The organism is uncultured Aquimarina sp., from assembly GCF_947500065.1.
Lineage (GTDB): Bacteria > Bacteroidota > Bacteroidia > Flavobacteriales > Flavobacteriaceae > Aquimarina.
This window is the reverse complement of the sequence record NZ_CANMQT010000013.1, coordinates 46321-69020: the sequence shown is the minus strand read 5'-3', so window position 1 is coordinate 69020 and position 22700 is coordinate 46321. Positions and strand designations below refer to the sequence as shown.

Genomic DNA, 22700 nt, shown 5'->3' with positions numbered 1-22700 from the left:
AAAACAACTATTACTTACAAAAAGAGTTTTCCCAAAACCTTCATTTTTTTATACTACTGTACCCAATATCATTGTACAATTCTAAAAAAAATAGCATCACTAAAATTTTCGAATGAACATTTTAACACTGAACGAAAAAAAGAAAAAACCTGAATATTAGGTATTATAATTTTCTATCAAAAACTCAAAATTTTCACTATTTAGTAATGATATTTTCAAATATAAGTAATTGAAAAAGCATAATTAACAACAAGGTTTTACGCAAACGATATAGTGTTAACAAAAAGAAAATAAATACGATTATTAAACTCTAATGGCTTTAAAAAGCACTCTGAAATACTCCATAAAAAAAACCGCATTCTTATATGAATGCGGTTCTTTTTAATTCTTAGTTTAAAGAAAAACTACTCTTCAGTTTTCTTCTTTTCTTTTAAACCTACCTTTTTCACTGTATCATACATTACCGGAGTTGCAATGAATAAGGAAGAATACGTACCTACTAGCACACCAATAATTAACGAGAACATAAATCCTCTTAATGGTTCCGCAAAAATAAAGATCGCGATCAATACTAATAAGGTCGTTAATGACGTATTTAACGTACGACTTAATGTACTGTTCAATGCGCCATTAATATTCTTATCCAATGTCCAAGTAGTATGTTCTGCAAAATATTCACGGATTCTATCAAATACAACCACCGTATCATTCAGGGAATATCCAATAACCGTTAATATTGCTGCAATAAATGCCTGATCTATTTCCATATTAAAAGGCATAAATTTCCAAGTTAATGAGAACACACCTAATACTACTAATACATCATGGAATACTGCTGCTACTGCACCTAAACTAAACTGCCATCTTCTAAACCTTAGTAAGATATATAAGAACACCACAATTAATGATCCAATAACCGAAATAAAAGCTGCTTGCTGAATATCATCGGCAATGGTTGGTCCAACCTTCATAGAACGCATAATCCCTACTTGCTTATCTTCATCTCCATTAGAAAACTGATCATAGGTCAATCCATCTGTTAAATAAGGTTTTAAGGCATCGAACAATGATCTAGAAATTTCCGAATCAACTTCTTCACCAGTTTCATCAACCTTATATTTGGTAGTAATCTTTAATTGGTTATCAGCTCCTAATGTTTTTGCTTGTGCACTACCGAATTTAGCCACTAAATCCTTTTCTACATCTGTAGGTACAACATCCTTAGCAAAACGAACTGTATATGTTCTTCCTCCCACAAAATCCACACCTTGATCTAAACCTTGTGTAAATAAAGATCCTAAACCAGCCAATACAATAACTGCTGAAATACCGTAGGCAATCTTTCTCTTTTTTAAGAAATCAATATTTACATTTTTAAATAAATTCTTCGTAGCAGCTGTAGAAAATGGCAATTCTTTACCGTTTTTACCATATCCATCAATAAACAATCTTGTAATGAAAATTGCGGTAAATAGTGAAGTAAGAATACCAATTAATAAAGTAGTTGCAAATCCTTTAATTGGACCTGTACCGAAGAATAAAAGAATTAAACCAGTTAAACCTGTTGTAATGTTGGCATCTAATATTGATGACAATGCATTATTGAAACCATCTTTAATAGCATCTACCTGAGATTTACCTTTAGCAAGTTCTTCTTTAATCCTTTCGAAGATAAGTACGTTTGCATCCACAGACATACCAATCGTCAATACAATACCAGCAATACCAGGTAATGTTAGTACTGCTTTTAATCCTGCTAATACTCCAAAGATGAATAGAATATTCACAACCAATGCAACATCAGCAAAAGCTCCTGCTTTACCATAGTAAAAGATCATCCAGATTAAGATCAACACCAATGCAATACCGAACGACATTACACCACTATCAATAGCTTCTTGTCCTAAAGATGGCCCTACTACTTCACTCTGAATAATATCTGCAGAAGCAGGTAATTTACCAGCTCTTAAAACGTTTGCTAAATCCTGTCCTTCTTCAACAGTAAAGTCTCCAGAAATTTCACTTCTACCTCCTGTAATTGCTCCTTTAGAAACACCAGGTGCAGAATACACAATATTATCTAATACAATAGCTATCTGACCTCTTGTCTGAGAAGCTCTTCCGGTCATTTCTGCCCATTTCTTAGCTCCTTTACCATCCATCTGCATGGTAACCACTACATTATTAATTTGATCATAAGATTGAGCAGCATCTGTAATTACACCTCCACTTAATTCTGGAGTATCATCACGATTCCCTTTTAATGCATATAAGTCTACTCTTTCTCCATCTTTCTCAGGCTTACTCCAAGCAAACCTAGTATATCTCAAAGATTGTGGTAATAAAGAAAGAATATCTTTTCTTTGAAGGTATTCATCAAATTGTTCAACATCCTTAAGTGCAACAGAAATCAATGCTCCAGGAACCGATGGTGGACCTGCTAAATCATTTATAGGATTCACCTGCGCTGCTACATCTGTAGAGTCTTCAGAATCCGCTAATAGTTTTTCAATCTCTGCATCTGCATCTGATTTTGTAGTATCTGTTTGAACAGTATCCAATACTTTCTCTGATTCAGCAACTTCAGAATCAGCAATCTCTTTCACTACCTCTTCCGTTACTTCTTCTTTAACTTCTTTAGTATCTTTATTCTCTAATTCCTTTTTAAGCTTTTCATTCATTCTATTTAAGAAAAGTCCAAGCTCTTGAGAACCTTCCACATCCCAAAACTCTAATTGAGCAGTACTCTGTAAAAGCTTCTTAACACGATCTACATCCTTTGCTCCTGGTAATTCTACCAAAATACGTCCAGACTCTCCTAAACGTTGAATATTAGGTTGTGTAACCCCAAACTTATCAATACGTTTACGTAATACTTCGAATGCTGAAGTAACAGATTCGTCTATCTTTCTTTTTAGAACCGGTTTCACAACATCATTTGTCATGTCAAAAGTGATATCATCACTTAAGTTCTTGTTAGCAAAAATATCAGGGGATGCTAATTGTGCATCTGGTATTTTTTCAAACTCCAAAAAGAAATCTTCTACATATGTATTCTGACTATTCTTCTGCGTTTCATCTGCAGCATCTAATGCCTGAACAAAAGCAGGGTTTTTAGAATTATTTGCTAGTCCTTCTAAGATATCTCTTACCGAAATCTGAAGAATTACGTTAATTCCTCCTTTAAGGTCAAGTCCCTTATTAAGCTCTTTAGCTTTGGCATCATTGTAACTGAAATTTGCGAAGATTGGATCTTTTCCTATAGAATCCAGATACGTTCGCTCAGCATCGTCTCTTAATTTAGAGGCATCCGCCTCTGGGTATTTTGCCAAGGCATAATTCTCAGCTTCTTTTTCTTTTGTATATGTTAAATATGTAAACGATAATTGGTAAAGACATACCAATCCAAATAAAATCGCAAACACTCTAACAAGTCCTTTATTTTGCATTATTATTTATTTTGGTCAAACCCTTTATATTGGGGATCTTAAAAATCACCTTTGGTCTGACAGTTATAGTTAATTATTTAATAGTGTATGATTATTTAGTTTTGTCATGTTTTTGACAAAAAAAATCTTTTAAAGTTATTACAATGGCTTTCAAGAATAATCAATTACTCTTCATTTGTAACTTTAAAAAACATTAGTAGTTTAGAATTTCGTAAAAGCGTTGAATTCCATTTAGGAAATTGGCCCAGCTCTTACTTCGGGAATTTTATATGAAGTATTATCTATTGCAATTACAATAGATCTATTTACTTTTTGGGCTACGTTTACTAGCCCATCTGTATTATTAGTATTATTTTCTGCTACAAAACTATAAGCGTAAGAACCAGAAGCTCTATCTTGTTCTTGTTTAATTTCTAAAACATAAATTCCATTAAAGTCAGTATCAATATCCGTACTTTTATGGATTTTATAAACATCTAGATTGTAATTTGTAGGGTTTTTATCTAAAGGTAATTGATTATCTGTTGTATTCTGATCATAAAAAACATGATCGAGCGATACGTGTTGTTCTTCTGAAAGTATTCTTTTTATACTCTCTACATCAGCATCACTATAATAAGCAATTTTTAGTTTACCATTATGTAGCTCTTCTGATATTCTGGTGTTTTTAACCCCAATAGATTCCAATTGTTTTTTTACAATCGATAAAGCATTTTGGGCTTCTAATGAAGTAACTTCGATATCAGTAAATTCCAGAACGATTTCCTGGTTAGGTACAACAGTCTGCTGCTGCATTACGACAAGTAATGCAAATGCAGTGATTAAAATTCTGAAGTACCATTCTTTCTTCATGCCGCAAATATAGAAAATTTAAAACTGCATTTCTAAAGTCTTTAAATAAATCTCTGTTGGAAATTAGAAGTCTTTAAAAAAAGCGTAATTTGAATTATCAATAAATTCTCACTTAAAAGAACAAAAGCTGCAATAAAGCAGCTTTTGTTATACTATCTATAAAGAATTGAAATAGATTACAACTCTAACAATCCATTTGTTTTCTTAACTCCTTCTGCACTTTCTGCAAGTTTTGCTTTTTCAGCATCGCTAAGCTTTATTTCTACTATCTTTTCGATACCATTTCTACCTAATACTACTGGCGCTCCTATACATAAATCATTCAAACCATATTCGCCTTCTAACAACACAGAACAAGGGAAAATCTTTTTCTGATCACAAGCAATAGCCTGAACCAAGCCTGATACTGCAGCTCCTGGCGCATACCAAGCAGATGTTCCTAATAACCCAGTAAGTGTAGCTCCACCCACTTTAGTATCGGCAGCAACCTGATCTAAACGTTCTTCAGAGATAAACTCTGAAACCGGCACACTATTTCTAGTTGCTAATCTCGTTAATGGCACCATACCTTTATCACTATGTCCACCAATTACCATTCCATCTACATCAGAAATTGGAGCTCCTAATGCTTCAGCTAATCTATACTTAAAACGTGCGCTATCTAAAGCTCCACCCATACCGATAATTCTACTCTTAGGAAGATCAGTAGTTTTATGCACTAAATATGTCATTGTATCCATTGGATTACTAACAACAATGATAATTGCATTTGGAGAATGCTCTATTAAGCTAGAAGAAACCATTTTCACAATTCCTGCATTAATACCAATCAATTCTTCACGTGTCATTCCAGGTTTACGAGGAATTCCAGAAGTTATTACAGCAATATCACTTCCTGCTGTTTTAGAATAATCGCTTGTAGTTCCTGTTATTTTGGTATCAAATCCGTTTAAAGAAGCTGTTTGCATCAAGTCCATTGCTTTACCTTCTGCATATCCTTCTTTAATATCTAACAATACTACTTCTGAAGCAAAGTCTTTAATTGCAATATATTCTGCACAACTTGCGCCTACTGCACCAGCTCCTACTACTGTAACTTTCATTATCTCTATATGATTTTGATTAATATTATTTTGGCTTATTGAATTTCTTCAATATCAGCGCGAAAATACAAATTCTTGAACGATTTTGTTTGTGAATTCTAAGTTAAATTACCATCCAAAATTCAACCCAATTGACAAATTTTGATAGTTCTGAAGTGTATAATCTAAATTTGCTCTGAAGAATCCTAATTTCACATTAGCACCTATTGTTGCTTTAAGACCTGAAGTTTTGTTATCCACAGAAATAGGATCTTCTACAGTCTGTGTTGCTAACGGACCATTTTGCACATCATATGTACCTAAAATATCTGCTTTACTATTCCCTGTATAATAGCCCAGCCCTCCATAAAAATTATATTTAGGAAGTTTCGTAGAAATAATACCACTAACCAACCAAGAATTGGATTTTAATCTTATTTCCTGATCCGCTCCATCAGTCCCACTATCTGCAGCAAAATCATAAAACCCTCTTACATTCGTATATCCTATTAATCCAGAAAATCTAAACGGAAGTCTTTTCCAGGAAAAAATCCAATCGGTTAATTCATGCTGGACCGCTAATCCATATAAGAAAACCTTAGTATTTTCTCTTATTGCTATTTTTGGCAAAAACCTAGCTTTAATCTCCGTACTTCTAGATATCCCCATAGAACCTTGAAGAAATCCAGTAGGCGCTATATTTACTTCTTTACCACCAATTCCATCAGGCAATGTTACTTCTACCTGTGCTAATTGACCTTGATTCAGCACTACAACGATATCTCCACGATTACCTCCAAAAGCATTTGCTACAGTCTGACTGGACGGTCCTTCTCTAAACTCCACACCATCGTATTCTGCTGTATTAAGAATAAATGATTGTTTATCTTCTCTTACAAAAGACAGATTCCCAATAAACCCAACTTCAAAACGCCATAATCTCTTAACCTTAGCTGTTTTATACCAACCATTAGACATACTATTTACCAATGCTTCTCCAGCAGGAGCGAAGTAATCTGTACTAAAACGTTGTGCATTTTCTATACCTAATTCTAGTAATTGATCTACATTGGTTTGGGCATATGACATCTTAATTAAAAGCATCATGAAAAATAGTATCGCTTTTTTCATCTGTTTGTATGTATCATTTTTTCAATAATCAGATGGAATTCGCATAACCATATATTTGAAAGGGATTCAAATGCTTTGGCGTGCTCATTTCATAAGATTTGGGTTTAATAGGCGCAACAATATATAAAAAAAATCCGCTATACAATGTACAACGGATTTCATTCTGAATTATTTAGTGATACCTAATATTAAGCATCAATATTTGCATACACTGCATTTTTCTCTATAAATTCTCTACGAGGCGGCACCTCATCTCCCATTAACATAGAAAAAATCCTATCTGCTTCTGTTAAATTATCGATAGTAACTTGGCGCATAGTTCTAAACTCAGGATTCATAGTTGTATCCCATAATTGTTCAGCATTCATTTCCCCAAGACCTTTATAACGTTGTATTTTAGAATTCTCTCCGAACTCTTTAACAATAAGATCTCGCTGATCATCATTCCAAGCATATTGTTTTTTCGCTCCTTTCTTTACCAAATATAGTGGTGGTGCAGCAATATAAATATGACCTGCTTCTATCAACTCCTTCATATAACGGAAAAAGAATGTTAGAATTAAGGTAGAAATATGACTACCATCCACATCCGCATCACACATAATCACTACTTTATGATAGCGTAATTTAGAAAGATTCAATGCTTTACTATCTTCTTCTGTACCAATAGTAACTCCAAGAGCTGTGAATATATTTTTAATTTCTTCATTTTCGAAGACTTTGTGATGCATTGCTTTTTCTACATTCAGAATCTTACCACGTAGTGGAAGGATCGCCTGAAACATACGATCACGTCCTTGTTTTGCTGTACCACCTGCCGAATCTCCCTCGACAAGAAATACTTCACACAAAGCTGGATCTTGCTCAGAGCAATCAGATAATTTACCTGGCAATCCTCCAATACTCATCACAGATTTACGTTGCACCATTTCACGAGCTTTCTTAGCTGCGTGACGTGCTTGCGCCGCGAGTATTACTTTCTGAACAATTATTTTAGCATCATTAGGGTTCTCCTCCAGATAGTTTTCTAACATCTCCGAAACGGCCTGAGAAACAGCAGAAGTAACTTCTCTATTCCCTAATTTAGTTTTAGTTTGTCCTTCAAATTGAGGTTCCTGTACTTTTACAGAAACAATTGCCGTAAGTCCCTCTCTAAAATCATCCCCAGCTATTTCAAACTTTAATTTATCTAGCATACCAGAAGAATCGGCATACTTCTTCAATGTAGATGTAAGCCCTCTTCTAAATCCAGAAAGATGAGTTCCTCCTTCATGGGTATTAATATTATTTACATAAGAATGAAGATTCTCTGCATAAGAATCATTATAAATCATTGCCACTTCCACAGGAATGTCATTCTTTTCCCCTTCCATAGAAATCACATGTCCTATAATAGGACTACGACTCGTATCTAAAAATCTAACAAATTCCTTTAATCCTTCCTGAGAATGGAAAGTTTCTGTAACATAATTACCTTCCTCATCCTTATGGCGTTTATCAGTTAAAGTTATAGTTATACCTTTATTAAGGAATGATAACTCTCTCATTCGACTTGCCAAGGTATCATAATTATACTCTAAGGTTTGCTGAAAAATAGTAGGATCAGGTCTAAAAGTAACGATGGTACCATTAAAATCTGTATCGCCAGTAGATTTTACAGGATATAAGGGTTTTCCTTTTTCATATTCTTGTTCCCAAACCTTTCCATCTTTATGCACAACTGCGTGAAGATGATCAGAAAGTGCGTTCACACAAGAAACACCTACTCCGTGTAATCCTCCAGAAACCTTATACGAGTCCTTATCAAATTTACCACCTGCTCCAATCTTAGTCATTACAACCTCTAAAGCAGAGACTCCTTCCTTTTTGTGGATCCCTATCGGTATTCCACGACCATTATCCTTAGTTGTGATAGAGTTGTCGTCGTTTATTACAACATCAATAGCATCACAATAACCTCCCATAGCTTCATCAATGGAGTTATCAACAACTTCATATACTAAATGATGTAGACCTCTGGACCCTACGTCTCCAATATACATCGATGGACGCATACGAACATGCTCCATTCCTTCTAGTGCCTGAATACTATCGGCAGAATAATTATTTTTATTTGCTTCTTCGCTCATAAATCCGCTTTACTTATTACAATTTTTGGTCAACAAACAAAGATAAAAAAAGAGTGAAATGTTCAAAGTGTTTTATAAGATATGATTTAAAGAGTTATCAACAATTAGTTAAGAATGATACCAGAAAACAAAAAAAAGCTCTTAAAAGCGATAAAAATAGTCTTAAAACCGATTTAAGATTAAATTAATAATTTGCTTAAAAACACTTAACACCCGCTCAACACTTTGTAAATAAATACATTAAAAAACAAATTTCTAAAGTCGATCTTTTTCTTTTATCAATCTAAAAAGAGCATCATTTATGCATAGTAATTTGAGACAAATTTGGAATACACAAATCTCACTACCAACGGTTTCTCAATCAATCCTTACGAATAATAAGAGCTTAACAAAGCGTTAACCTACTTTAGAAAACAATTAACACTTACCCAGATAATAGAGTAGCCCCAAAGCTGTTTGTGCAAACACAAATAAATCACAAAATCAACTAATTTATTTTAAAATGAAAATTAAAAATTTAATCAATCTCAGTAAAGCTGCTTTTATCTGTCTAGGACTTTTAGCAAGCTCGTGTACAAACGAAAATTTCGAAGAAGTAACTGGTGTAGAAGAAACCGAACTAATCAAAAAATTCTTTAATGATGATGTTGTTCTAGTAAAAGATCTAGGAGACGGAACCTTCCTAGGTGGTGATATGATCTATGAATCGAGGCAATTAACAGATCAAAAAATTGGATATGATGCAAATCCTGAGCCTAATGAAGATTTAGATGAAAGATTAGGTTTCTATAGAGGAGTTCAAAAGTGGCCAAACAATACTATTATTTATGTATTTGACAACAACCTTAGTAGTAATCAAATACAAGTTTCTCTAAATTCCATGCAGGAGTGGACTACAAAAACAAATATTAAGTTCAAAGAAAGAACGAATGAAAATTATTATGTAACCATTACCAACAATGGAGACAACTGTAATTGTGCAAGTGCTAATTTAGGTGTTAACGGGAATCGTGGAAGAATTAATATGGGTGTCAGAACTAGTGAGATAGTAATGATTCATGAAATAGGCCATACACTTGGTTATATCCACGAACAAACCCGTTCTGATAGAGATAACCACGTAAGAATTCTTTTTGAAAACATACAAAACGGTGCTGCCAGTCAGTTTAGAAAAAACGAAAATTCTGTAAATCTAGGAGCATTTGACATTAAATCTACTATGATGTATGGAGCCTATACATTTAGTAAAAATGGACAACCAACAATTGTCACATTAGACGGAAATACATACCCAAGAAGAAAGCCAGAATTATCCTCAGGAGATATAGCAGGAACTAATCAGGCTTACCCATCTGGAGATGGTGGCGGTGACGGAGGCGGTGACGGAGACGGAAATGATATATGCGATGGAGTTGACGAATGGTCTAGAAATGTAAGATACAGTGTTGGTGACAAAGTTACTTATCAAGGTTTTCTATATGAAAGAGATTTTAATGGATGGAATAGATTAGGAGAGTGTGGAGATACTCAAACAGCGGACATCTGTGAAGGTATTGAGCCTTACAGCGGCAACAGAAGTTATTCTCCTGGTGACCAAGTTACTTATAATGGTTACCTATACACGCTACAAAGTAACAGAAGATGGTCTAACCAAGGAAGATGTGCTAGTAACTAAACTTTCTTTGTGTAATAAAAAATAATATTACAAAAACCCCAAGAAAAAATTCTTGGGGTTTTACATCTCAATTAACTCAACTTTCAGCGACTCAAGCTGAAATTCTTAAATTCCTTGTATATTTTTATTGAACAACTTCATCTAACAAATAAGCATCATCATGAACATTGGCTACCGCTCTTCCACTAGGATCATTCATGTTCTTGAAAGCTTCATCCCATTCTAATGCTATTTTTGTACTACACGCTACCGATGGTTCCTGAGGAACACTTAATGCGGCAGCATCACTAGGAAAATGCCCTTCGAATATAGATCTGTAATAAAACTCTTCCTTGTTTTGTGGGGTTTGAATCGGAAATCTGAAATGTGCATTTGCCATTTGCTCATCTGTAACCTCTATCTCTACTACTTCTTTTAAAGTATCGATCCAGCTATACCCTACACCATCAGAAAACTGTTCCTTTTGTCTCCAGGCAACACTTTCAGGTAAATAAGATTCGAAAGCTTTTCTTATTACCCACTTCTCCATTCGCTCTCCATTAATCATTTTATCTTGTGGATTAATACGCATAGCTACATCCATAAATTCTTTATCCAAGAAAGGAACCCTTCCTTCTATCCCCCAAGCTGCCAAAGATTTATTTGCTCTTAAGCAATCATACATATGCAGTTTATCTAATTTACGCACTGTTTCTTCGTGAAATTCTTTTGCATTTGGCGCTTTGTGAAAATACAAGTATCCTCCAAATATTTCATCCGCTCCTTCTCCAGAAAGCACCATTTTGACTCCCATAGATTTAATCACTCTTGCCATCAAATACATTGGAGTAGAAGCTCTAATGGTAGTAATATCATATGTTTCTAAGTTATATATTACATCTTTGATTGCATCTAATCCTTCTTGAATAGTAAATTTAATTTCATGATGTATCGTTCCTATATGATCTGCAACTTTTTGAGCAGCAGCCAGATCAGGTGATCCTTCTAATCCAACTGAAAACGAATGTAATTGTGGCCACCAAGCATCTTTAGTATCCCCAGACTCAATTCTTTTCTCTGAATATTTTTTCGCTATAGCCGAAGTAACTGAAGAATCCAAACCACCAGACAACAATACACCATAAGGAACATCTGACATTAACTGTCTATGTACAGCCGCTTCTAGAGCATCTCTTAATTCATCAATACTAGTTTGATTATCTTTTACCGCATCAAAATCCGACCAGTCTCTAACATACCATTTTGTCAATTCACCTGTATTACTATCCAAATAATGTCCAGGTGGAAATAATTCGATTTTAGTACAAACTCCCTCTAATGCCTTTAATTCTGAAGCCACATAAAAAGTACCATTCTGATCCCACCCCATATATAATGGAATAACCCCCATATGATCACGAGCAATCAGATACGTATCCTGTTCTGCATCATATAATGCAAAAGCAAAAATACCATTTAGATCATCTAAAAACCGTACTCCTTTTTCTTTATACAAAGCCAAAATAACTTCACAATCAGATTCTGTTTGAAAATTATATTTACCATCAAAATCCTTACGGATCTCACTGTGATTGTAGATCTCTCCATTAGCAGCTAATATCAACTTCTTATCCTCACTAAACAAAGGCTGCTTACCGGATACTGGATCTACTATTGCTAACCTCTCATGAGCTAAGATTGCTTTTTCATTTGAAAAAATACCACTCCAATCTGGACCTCTATGACGTATTTTCTTTGACATCTCCAATAACTGGGGCCTTAAGACCTCTGCTTTTTCTTTTAATTCAAAAGCGCAAACTATTCCACACATATTCTTCTTTTTCTATTAATTGAGAAGTCAAATATGCAATTATAGTTACATTATTTAAACATTATTAAGCTTATTAGTTTCAAATTAAAACAAAAAACACTTATTTAAGTAAATATTAAAAACAAGAAGTATCAAAAATGGCATAAAAACTATCAAGTTGTTATTTAACTCTTTTAACAGAACTTAAAGACAGGATTAACATTTCATAAGTATGTTCACACATATCTTTACGACGGTTAAAAAAAATAAAATAAAGAATCATGAAAAAATCACTCTTACTTGCAGTTGTTATGTTTTTAGGAACTGTAACTAGTATAAATGCTCAGAAATTTGCAGGATTACAGAAAAGCCCAACAGATATTTCTTATGCTAAAACAGATAGAAATGCAAAACCGGACATCAAAGTAGTTTACAGTAGACCTCAGAAAAAAGGTAGGACTATGCTAGGAGACAAAGTAGCTTATGGAAAAGTATGGAGAACTGGAGCTGATGAAGCTACAGAAATAAAACTTTTTAAAGATGTAAAACTAGGAGATCAAACTGTGAAAGCAGGAACTTACTCATTATTTACAATACCTGGAGAAAAAGAATGGACGATTATCTTAAACACTGACTTGGATGTTTGGGGAGCATATTCTTATAACGACAAAAACGATGTTGCAAGACTAAAGGTACCAGCTGGAAAAGGTGATGAATTAGAAGCATTCTCTATTGCCTTTAAAAAAGTAGACAAAGGCTATCATATGGTTCTAGGATGGGAAACAACTAGAGTAGAGGTTCCTTTTTACAACTAAATGCTATTCATTATGATCATCAAAAAATAAAAAAGAGGTTAGTTTTTTAAACTAACCTCTTTTTTATTTTTTTTCAAAGATTACCTTTTGACTAGAAAGGTATAATTATTTCACTGAAACAATACCTATCGGTGGATAGCGTTACTAGACGCTCCCGGTAATTCTTTAAGAAAGTCCATGACAATCCTAAAAGTTAATCTGAATTTAGTGTAAAATAGCCCCATAATATTTCCAATTTATTTAGTTACAAGATAACACCTAAAAGCCTTTAAATCAACATTTTTAACATAAAACGTAAGAACTTTTAGACGTAAAGTAAAAATTAACCGATCAAAAGCGCAAATTTTAATTATACAAGTAAAATCTATTCCTACTTCATTCATCCTATCCGTATCTATAAACAAAAAATATAATATATACCTCTGTTTTAATAAACACAGAATTCCCGCTTCATTTTAAAGTCAACTTTTACTTATACAAGTAAAACACATTACTTTATCTATGAATCGCATTGCTGCTAGCAGATGGCAATTCTCTTAAAAAACTCTTTAATGCTTTGATATCTATTGAAAGTATATTGTAAAAAAATTTCATAATAGTTTGATTTTTAATTTGTTATGCAAATATAGACTCCAGATCCTCATCATTAAAAAAAATTAACATGTATAAATTAAAATTTTAGACATAAGAGTATCTATCCACGATATAAGAACAAACGAAATTCAGACAGTGTTAAATTTTGAAGAATTAACCTACAAAAACAGTATGAAACTAGGGGCTTATCCCCCTGTTTTTTCGTAGGTCATTAATATCCAATATTATTTACGAACCAAAAACCTAGATTAAAATTGTATTATTTGCAAACCATAATCATATAACCTAAAAACAACATCTTGTAGTTTTTGAATTTTATCATTCCAACAACTATCGTATAATACCTTTAATATACGATATAAAAAAAAGGGATTATCTAACAGATATCCCTTTTATAATTTTGTAAAATACATAGAATTTGGGTTTTATGTATTATAAATAGTTTAGTGTCTTATTACATGGCTAGAAGCAGAAGGTAGCTCCTTAATAAAACTGATAACAGACTTAAATTGTAAACTTAAAATAGTGTAAAAATTTCTCATAGTGTTTTGTTTTTTAATTATTTACATAAAATTAACAACTACTTTACGAATCTTCAAACATAAATGTTAAAAAAATTATAGTTTTAGATCAAAAAACTAATACATATGACGTAATACACAAAAAACTAAAATTAAACAATAAAAAAGAAAGAATTACCCTACATTTTATCTGACATAATAGGGGATAATTCCCTGTAACATTATGGTAAAACCGTATTTAATTAAAAATCAACAGGTTAAAACTTCGCCTAAAAGCTACAAAACCGTAAAAAAAATGTGTTAATTAAGGAATATTCAAGTACTTATGCGTTTGTAAAGACACCTTCCATTTAGGGTTTTTCATCACATAATCAACAATCAGAGGAATTACTTTATCTCTAACGCTCCATTCTGGTTGTAAATAGAGTACACAATCTTCAGAAACCTGAGCGGCTTGTTTCTCAGCAAAATCAAAATCACTATTATTATAAACAATGCATTTTAACTCATGAGCCTTCATATAGACCTCTGACTTAGGGAGTTTTACTTTTTTAGGTGATAGACATATCCAATCCCAATCGCCAGTAAGCGGATACGCTCCTGATGTTTCTATATGTGTTTTAGCGCCTTTATCTTTTAACCCCTTGGTGAGCGCTGTCATGTCCCAAGTTAAAGGCTCTCCTCCTGTCACTACCACTACATCACTATATTTTACTGCATTTTCCACAATAATTTCTGTAGAAGTCGGAGGATGTAGAGTTGCATTCCAACTTTCTTTGACATCACACCAATGGCATCCAACATCACAACCACCAATCCTTACAAAATAAGCGGCCGTACCTTTATGAAAACCTTCTCCTTGTATCGTATAAAACTCTTCCATAAGCGGAAGCATTTTACCCTCATTCACCAATTTCTCTGTACTTTCTTGCATAAGGCTGCAAAGGTACACAACATTAGATAATTAAAAATATAAAATTTAAATGGAAAAGTAATCTAACTTTAATTTTTAACGGCGATACATTCTATTTCAATCTTTGCTCCTACTGCTAAACCTTTGGCTGCAAAAGTAGTTCTTGCAGGCTTTTGTGGAAAATACGTTTTATACACCTCATTGAATGCAGAAAAATCATCTATATCCGAAAGTATAACTGTACACTTCACCACATCACTCATATTCAGATCATGATGCTTCAATACTGCCTTAATATTTTCGAGTGTTTGTTTTGTTTCTTGCTGTATTCCTCCTGTTACTAATTTGCGAGTTGAATGATCCATCCCTACTTGACCAGAGAGAAAATATAAATTACCCACTTGTACTGCATCCGAAAACGGAGCATTTGTCTTTTTTGGTTCATGAGTTTCGTGAAAAATAACTGAAATATCTGATCCAGAATTATTTTTACAACCAAACAAACAAGTGACTACTATTATTAATAGATATATCTTTTTCATTAGGATAAAGGTTATGATTTATTACTTATAAAAATAAACTATAATTTTCTACACCTCTTCATATTGATATAAAAATTATAAATTTACCTAAAACAAAACCACATTCATTTCGATAGCATAAGTAAGATTGCTATTTTTATCAAAATTTACATCAACTATGAGTAGTAATCAAGAATTTTTTGATCATATAAATAAAGGATATACTACCAAAGGTGAATTCATCACCTTAGGAGCTGCAATGCATAATGGAGAAACTGTGACAGATGCACACGTTAAAATTCCATTAAAAACATTGAATAGACATGGACTAATTGCCGGTGCTACAGGAACTGGTAAAACTAAAACACTACAAGTTCTAGCAGAAAACCTAAGCGAACAAGGAATACCTGTTCTTCTTATGGATATTAAAGGTGATCTTAGTGGTTTAGCTGCCGCCAGTCCTGGCCACCCTAAAATTGATGAACGACACGAAAAAATAGGAATCCCATTCGAAGCAAAAGATTTTCCAGTAGAAATTCTTTCGTTATCAGATCAAGACGGTGTGCGTCTTAGAGCTACTGTTAGTGAATTTGGGCCTGTATTGTTTTCAAGAATTTTAGATGTAACAGAAACTCAAGCTGGTATTATTTCTATCATTTTTAAATATTGTGATGATAATAAACTCCCTTTATTAGATTTAAAGGATCTTAAAAAAGTACTACAGTTTGCAACTCGCGAAGGGAAAGAAGAATTAGAAAAAGACTATGGAAGAATTTCTACAGCGTCTACAGGCTCTATACTTCGAAAAATAGTAGCATTAGAACAACAAGGAGCTGATGCCTTTTTTGGAGAAAGGTCTTTTGACGTTCAAGATTTATGTAGAGTTGATGAAGATGGAAGAGGGTTTATAAACATTCTGAGATTAACAGATATACAAGATAGACCCAAACTGTTCTCTACATTTATGCTTAGTCTTCTTGCAGAAGTATATAGCACATTTCCGGAACAAGGAGATAGTGGAAGACCTGAATTGATTATTTTCCTCGATGAAGCACATTTGATATTTAAGCAAGCTTCTAACGCACTGATGGATCAAATAGAAAGTATTGTAAAATTAATACGTTCCAAAGGGGTTGGGCTTTATTTTGTTACTCAGAACCCCACTGATGTGCCGGATGGAGTACTAGGACAATTAGGTCTAAAAGTACAGCATGCATTAAGAGCATTTACTGCAAAAGATCGTAAAGCGATCAAACTCACCGCAGAGAACTATCCAATATCGGAATATTATGACACCAAAGAAGTATTAACATCTCTAGGTATTGGAGAAGCCTTAGTATCGGCTCTTGACGAAAAAGGGCGTCCTACTCCACTTGCGGCAACTATGCTAAGAGCTCCAATGAGTAGAATGGATATACTTTCCGATAGTGAATTGAAAAATTTATTAAAAAAATCTACGCTTTCTAAGAAATATAATGAAGATATAGATAGAGAAAGTGCCTATGAAATTCTTAATGAAAAAATAGAAAAAGCCGAGGCTGAAGAGGCCAAAGCTGCTGCTAAAAAGGAAAGAGAGAAACTTAATCGAAGTTCATCCAGTTCCCGCTCACGAAGCAGAAAATCTAGTACTACAGAAAAAGCTGTTATTAAAGTTTTAACCAGTGCTACCTTTATTAGAGGAGCATTAGGTGTACTAAATAAATTATTACGCTAAACAACACGAATCATTGTTTAATCTTGGGAATAACTAACCTATTATGTTAAAAAAAATTAGCTGTACTTTACTTATATGTATAAGTATATTAAGTTGTCAAAATGACAAAAAACAAGATCCATTCGAAATTTCTTATAATAGAATCGGAAACTTGACCAATATTACTAAAGTAAGTCAATTAGATTCAATCTATATAAATGATTCTATAGTAAAAATGTCTGAGAATGATAAATTCTTAGATGTTGCTAATACGATAGAAATTTATGAAAAAGGTGGAGCGAAATTACTATCTCTTGAACCAAGAGAAGAAAACAATCCTGAATCATCGATTGAGAGTATACAAATCATTGATCCTAGATATAAGACTATATCCGGACTATCGGCAAATGGTATTTTTAAGGATATCAAAGATAATTACACCATCACTAAGATTACCAATACACTTAGTGCAGCGGTTATATTTGTGGACAGTATTCAGGCATCTATAACTATTGATAAAAAAGAACTATCTAGTGAATTAAAGTTTAATACTGATAAAAAAATTGAAGCTTCTCAAATTCCAGATTCTGCTAACATTAAACATTTTATTATTAATTGGGAGCGTAATTAAATTCTAAGGTTTAGAGTTATGAGTAAAAAATATCAAATTCAGAAATCACCTTTTGTAGTACCTACCACTGATGGCAAACTAATAGAAGAGCATTTTGGTAAAGCTACCGATGGCAATCCTGAGATTAGTATTGCTCATATGATTGCTCCACCAGGTTGGAGCGAACCATTCCAAACTCCAGAATTTGATGAATATACTTACATTATTAGTGGGAAGAAACAGTTTATTATTGATAATGAAAAAATAGTATTGGAATCCGGCCAGTCAATTAAAATTGAAAAAAACACCAGAGTTCAATATGCTAATCCCTTTAAATCAGCATGTGAATATCTTTCAATTTGTCTTCCTGCGTTTTCTATTGAAGCTGTACACAGAGAAGAATTATGAGAGAGAAATTAAAAAAGTACCTGCCGATTATTATCGGGAAACGTCTTTTATTAATTTTCTTTTTTAATAAGCAAAAGGCGTTACACAAAGCATATCTTTTGTTCTGCACTCCTCAAAAAGGAAAAATATTGCCCGATCAAGAGTACTTCCTTGAAGAAGCAGAAGATGAAATTATTTCTGTCAATGGAAATTATATTCAAACCTATCGTTGGTCTAATATGGGAGAAACCATATTGATGGTTCACGGATGGGATAGTAATAGTCATCGATGGAAAACACTTATAGAAAAATTACATCAACAAAATTATAACATCATAGCATTTGATGCACCTGCACATGGTAATTCTTCGGGCAAGATCCTTAATGTTCCTTTGTATGCAGAATGTCTACAAAAAATTGTAGAATTATACAGACCTAATTATGTCATGGGGCATTCTGTTGGAGGAATGACTACTATATTTCACCAATTCACCTACCCTAATCATGAAATAGAAAAACTAATTGTTCTTGCTGCACCAACAGAATTATCTGTAATTATGAAAGGCTACCAGAAAACGCTTGGGTTATCTGACAAATTCATGGAAGCGTTAAGTCAGTATTTTAAGAATAAGTTCGGTTATAATTTTGAAGAATTCTCTATTGCAGAATTTGCAAAAAACCTGACACATCCGGGATTGCTTATACATGATAAACATGATGATGTTGCGCCATATTCAGGTGCTGAAAAGATTCATAAAAGTTGGACTAATGTAAAATTTATAACCACAGAGGATTTTGGGCATTCGCTATTTTTTGATGAAGTGGATGATATGATTATTGATTTTGTAGCAAAATAATCTAAACTCTAAATTATTAGATAAGGATGGATTATTGATAATACTAATGATTACTGGATTTTACATAGAAAGTAACATTACAAAAAAACTCTATACACAATTCTTTTTGCCATGCTACTAAAGTGTTGTTTTTAAAATAGTATCAAGTATATTTGCACTTTATATTTCATATGTCAGATACTAATCTCACCAGGCTCAATAAATTTCTTAGTGAAGTCGGATACTGCTCCCGTCGCGAAGCAGATAAATTGATCGATCAAGGTCGTGTTACGCTAAACAATAAAGTGCCGGAAATGGGCACTAAAGTAGCTCCAGGAGATGAAGTAAGAGTTGATGGCGAACTAATCAATAAACCTAAGGAAGAACACGTATATCTTGCTTTTCATAAACCCGTTGGAATTGTTTGTACTACTGCTCAAAATGAAAAGGACAATATTGTTGATTATATAAACTACCCTAAACGTATTTTTCCTATTGGTCGATTAGATAAACCAAGTGAAGGATTAATTCTATTAACAAGCGATGGTGACATCGTTAATAAAATACTCAGGGCAAGGAATAACCATCAAAAAGAATATATAGTTACTGTAAACAAGTTGATCAGTCCTCTTTTTATTAAAAGAATGGGAAATGGTATCCCCATCTTAGACACGGTTACACGCAAATGCGAAGTTGAACAAATCAATAAATACGATTTTAGGATCGTACTTACTCAAGGTTTGAATAGACAGATTCGAAGAATGTGTGAATATCTAGGATATGAAGTAATACGACTGAAACGAATTCGCATTATGAATATTAGCCTAGATACTCCTGTTGGTGAATGGCGATATTTAACAGAAAAAGAATTGCAAATCATCAATTCTGATGTTGGAGACTCTAGCAAAACTGAAGAAGCATCTGTTACTGAAGAAAAAAAGCCAAAAAGATCAAAAAACAATACCAAAAATTTCAACCCTAAAAACCAAAGCAGGAACAGTTCTAATCAAAAAGATTCTTTAGCTTCAAAAAAAAGAAAACGCAGTGACCGCAGACGTTAAGATTCACTGTTAATTATATCTTAATTACCAACATCTTTCATTTATAAATATTTCAAAATAGGTAAATTACCTTACTAATCAATTCATAAAATTTATGAAATCAATAGTAATATGTTTACTACTTCTCACCTCTGTTTTATCAACCGCTCAGAGTGAGTACGAGCCTTCTGACGCGTATCCTTTTGGCAGACCTAATCCAAAAGCTCCTAAAGAAATCAAAGATTACGATCCCTTAATTGGAATCTGTGATTGTAGTTCGCAAACCAGAAATCAAGATCAAACTTGGGCAGATCCAAATAAAATGACTTGGGAATTTAAATATATCATGAATGGTATGGGGGTTCAAGATCAAACGGTAAAAGAAGATGGAAAGAATTCTGGTAGCATAAGACAATTTATTGCAGATAGTAGTCGATGGTATGTTCACTATTATTCTAACACTAAACCTACCACAGTACTTTCCGCATGGGAAGGAAACAAAAAAGAAGATAAAATTATTCTCTATCGTGAACAAAAAGCTCCAAATGGTATGGATGGTTTTTATAAAATCAATTTTTACGATATTAGCGAAAATGGTTTTAAATGGCTCGGAGAATGGGTAGATAAAAATGAAACAATTTCTTTTCCTACCTGGAAAATAGAATGCATAAAGCGAAAAGATTCTGAAAAAATATCAGACGAAGAACAAATTAAAGCTGCTACCAAAGCATTTTCAGCCTCTTATCTTAAGCAAGATTATGAAGCCATTGCCAGAAGCTATACAAACGATGCAAAAATCTTTCCTAATAACACATCGATTATATCTGGATATGAAGCTATTAAAAAGCGCTGGTCAGGTTCATCAGGGTACACACCAATAGAACATCGAATCACACCAGAAGAAATAGTCATTCTTGGTGATACTGCTCATGATTATGGATATTATCAAGGAAAAAATAAAAATGACGATGGAACTGAGGTAAATTATAAAGGAAAATATGTAGTAGTTTGGAAAAAAACTAACGGTACCTGGAAAATGTATTTAGATATTTGGAATCAGATAAAAGAATAATCCCTTCAATTTAGAGTTCTAACTATATAAAAAAAACAATAAACAGAAACATGCAATCATTATCTCCTTTTCACCTAGCAATTCCTGTAGATAATTTAGATCTTGCCAGAGATTTTTACAATAACACACTTGGTCTTGATGAAGGACGTAGTAGTGATCATTGGGTAGATTTCAACTTTTTTGGACATCAATTAGTCATACATTACAAACAAAAATCGGATGCTGACACTAAACACCATAATAGTGTCGATGGTAAAGAAGTTCCTATACCTCATTTCGGTATACTTTTAGACTGGGATACTTGGCAAAATTTCGCAAATATGCTCTCTGAAAAAAAAGTGAAATTCGTTATAGAACCTTATGTAAGGTTTCAAGGTGAAGTTGGAGAACAGGCAACTATGTTTTTCTATGACCCTTGTGGAAATGCATTAGAATTTAAATCTTTCAAAGATTCCTCTCAAATATTTACAAAGTAATACTCACAAACCCTTAAAATTAACTAGCCATATGAAAAACTAGAACCTAGCAAGTAAACAATCGTTAAAAATGTCTTTTTTTTGTTTAAAAAGATAAAATGTTAAAGTTATACTACAAATTCTTATTATATTCTGCCCCAATTAGAAGACAACAAAAAGAAAATGGATTTTATACAACCCCTAAAATATGGTGTACCCTTATTTCTAATACTTATTGTAGTAGAATTGGCTTACAGCAAAAACCACCACGATCATAAAAACCTTTACAATTGGAAGGATTTATCAGCAAGCTTTACTATGGGTCTTGGATCAGCATTTTTAGGCCCTCTTCTTAAAACAGTTTTTTCGGTAGTTCTATTTACTTTCATGTACAATCTTTTTAATCCAGAAGTTAATGGTGTTAGAACTAACATTATGGGTTGGGAGTCATTTGGATATGCGTGGTATGTTTGGTTATTATGTCAATTAGCTGATGATTTTACTTATTATTGGTTTCATCGACAAAATCATATGATAAGAGCATTATGGGCTGCACATATCGTTCATCACTCTTCGGATAATTTTAATCTTGGAACAGCCGTTCGTAATGGATGGTTTACTCTTCTATATAAACCTTTATTTTATATGTGGATGCCAATTATAGGGTTTCCTCCAGAGATGGTTATTGTTTGTCTAGGTATAGAAGCTTTATGGCAATTCCAATTGCACTCTGTATTTATTCCGAAAATGGGCTTTATAGAAAAGATTTTTAATACCCATACAATGCATCAGGTTCATCACGCCAAGAACGTAGAATATATGGATAAAAACCATGGAGGATTTCTTAATATTTTTGATAAGATATTTGGAACCTGGAAAGAGCTAGATGATGATATCGATGTACAATATGGCGTAACACACGCTCCAAATTCGTACAATCCTTGGGTTATCCTTACGCATGAGTACAAGGATATTTGGAACGATACTAAAAAATCTAAAAATTGGTATCACAAGTTCATGTATATTTTTGGTCCTCCAGGCTGGAGTCATGATGGAAGCACCCTTACTGTAAAACAAATGCAGCAAGAATTGGAACTCAAAAAAAGTATGGGTACCGAATCATAATTCTTTTTTCC

The 22700-nt window shown here is 33.3% G+C and carries 18 protein-coding genes; 10 read left to right on the top strand and 8 right to left on the bottom strand.

Going from position 1 to position 22700, the window contains the following annotated elements:
- Positions 1-404: 404 nt before the first annotated feature.
- The 5 genes from secDF to gyrB form a co-directional block, all read right to left on the bottom strand.
- Positions 405-3449 carry a protein translocase subunit SecDF gene (secDF, locus tag Q0975_RS24635; RefSeq protein WP_299442284.1) on the bottom strand — a complete coding sequence of 1015 codons (3045 nt, stop codon included), beginning with the start codon at positions 3447-3449 and terminating at the stop codon, positions 405-407.
- Between the two features lie 231 nt (positions 3450-3680).
- On the bottom strand, positions 3681-4301 hold the full coding sequence (locus Q0975_RS24630) for a hypothetical protein (protein ID WP_299442281.1): 621 nt from the start codon (positions 4299-4301) through the stop codon (positions 3681-3683).
- 176 nt (positions 4302-4477) lie between these two features.
- Positions 4478-5404, bottom strand: coding sequence for a malate dehydrogenase (gene mdh, locus Q0975_RS24625; protein ID WP_299442278.1), 927 nt, complete (start codon positions 5402-5404; stop codon positions 4478-4480).
- Between the two features lie 108 nt (positions 5405-5512).
- Positions 5513-6514 (bottom strand): DUF6588 family protein, encoded by a 1002-nt coding sequence (locus tag Q0975_RS24620; RefSeq protein ID WP_299442275.1) that lies wholly within the window; start codon positions 6512-6514, stop codon positions 5513-5515.
- 188 nt (positions 6515-6702) lie between these two features.
- Positions 6703-8643, bottom strand: coding sequence for a DNA topoisomerase (ATP-hydrolyzing) subunit B (gene gyrB / locus Q0975_RS24615; protein WP_299442272.1), 1941 nt, complete (start codon positions 8641-8643; stop codon positions 6703-6705).
- Positions 8644-9145: 502 nt separating this feature from the next.
- Between gyrB and Q0975_RS24610 the strand changes: the two genes are divergently transcribed.
- On the top strand, positions 9146-10318 hold the full coding sequence (locus Q0975_RS24610; RefSeq protein ID WP_299442269.1) for a M12 family metallopeptidase: 1173 nt from the start codon (positions 9146-9148) through the stop codon (positions 10316-10318).
- A 124-nt stretch (positions 10319-10442) separates the two neighbouring features.
- Here Q0975_RS24610 and asnB read toward each other — a convergent pair whose 3' ends face one another.
- Entirely contained in the window at positions 10443-12128 is a 1686-nt protein-coding gene (gene asnB / locus Q0975_RS24605) for an asparagine synthase B (protein WP_299442266.1), read from the bottom strand.
- 260 nt (positions 12129-12388) lie between these two features.
- Here asnB and Q0975_RS24600 point away from each other — a divergent pair, with 260 nt between their 5' ends.
- Entirely contained in the window at positions 12389-12922 is a 534-nt protein-coding gene (locus Q0975_RS24600; protein ID WP_299442222.1) for a DUF2911 domain-containing protein, read from the top strand.
- A 1419-nt stretch (positions 12923-14341) separates the two neighbouring features.
- On the opposite strand, the gene Q0975_RS24595 is transcribed toward Q0975_RS24600, so the two are convergent.
- Positions 14342-14971 carry a 7-carboxy-7-deazaguanine synthase QueE gene (locus Q0975_RS24595; protein WP_299442219.1) on the bottom strand — a complete coding sequence of 210 codons (630 nt, stop codon included), beginning with the start codon at positions 14969-14971 and terminating at the stop codon, positions 14342-14344.
- Positions 14972-15039: 68 nt separating this feature from the next.
- Positions 15040-15492: a RidA family protein gene (locus Q0975_RS24590; protein WP_299442216.1), complete on the bottom strand. Its 453-nt coding sequence runs from the start codon at positions 15490-15492 to the stop codon at positions 15040-15042.
- Positions 15493-15649: 157 nt separating this feature from the next.
- Between Q0975_RS24590 and Q0975_RS24585 the strand changes: the two genes are divergently transcribed.
- The 8 genes from Q0975_RS24585 (at position 15650) to Q0975_RS24550 (ending at position 22689) form a co-directional block, all read left to right on the top strand.
- On the top strand, positions 15650-17185 hold the full coding sequence (locus Q0975_RS24585; RefSeq protein WP_299442213.1) for a helicase HerA-like domain-containing protein: 1536 nt from the start codon (positions 15650-15652) through the stop codon (positions 17183-17185).
- A gap of 43 nt (positions 17186-17228) precedes the next feature.
- Positions 17229-17795, top strand: a complete 567-nt coding sequence (locus tag Q0975_RS24580; RefSeq protein ID WP_299442210.1) for a hypothetical protein — start codon at positions 17229-17231, stop codon at positions 17793-17795.
- Between the two features lie 18 nt (positions 17796-17813).
- Complete coding sequence (locus Q0975_RS24575) at positions 17814-18182, top strand: cupin domain-containing protein (RefSeq protein WP_299442207.1); 369 nt, start codon at positions 17814-17816, stop codon at positions 18180-18182.
- Complete coding sequence (locus Q0975_RS24570) at positions 18179-19018, top strand: alpha/beta hydrolase (RefSeq protein WP_299442204.1); 840 nt, start codon at positions 18179-18181, stop codon at positions 19016-19018. The genes Q0975_RS24575 and Q0975_RS24570 overlap by 4 nt, the downstream gene beginning before the upstream one ends.
- Before the next feature lie 170 nt (positions 19019-19188).
- Positions 19189-20058 carry a 23S rRNA pseudouridine(2604) synthase RluF gene (gene rluF, locus Q0975_RS24565; protein WP_299442201.1) on the top strand — a complete coding sequence of 290 codons (870 nt, stop codon included), beginning with the start codon at positions 19189-19191 and terminating at the stop codon, positions 20056-20058.
- Positions 20059-20152: 94 nt separating this feature from the next.
- On the top strand, positions 20153-21109 hold the full coding sequence (locus Q0975_RS24560) for a DUF4440 domain-containing protein (protein WP_299442198.1): 957 nt from the start codon (positions 20153-20155) through the stop codon (positions 21107-21109).
- 50 nt (positions 21110-21159) lie between these two features.
- Positions 21160-21585 (top strand): VOC family protein, encoded by a 426-nt coding sequence (locus Q0975_RS24555; RefSeq protein WP_299442195.1) that lies wholly within the window; start codon positions 21160-21162, stop codon positions 21583-21585.
- Positions 21586-21747: 162 nt separating this feature from the next.
- A complete protein-coding gene (locus tag Q0975_RS24550) occupies positions 21748-22689 on the top strand; it encodes a sterol desaturase family protein (RefSeq protein ID WP_299442192.1) in 942 nt (313 codons plus the stop codon).
- Positions 22690-22700: the final 11 nt, after the last annotated feature.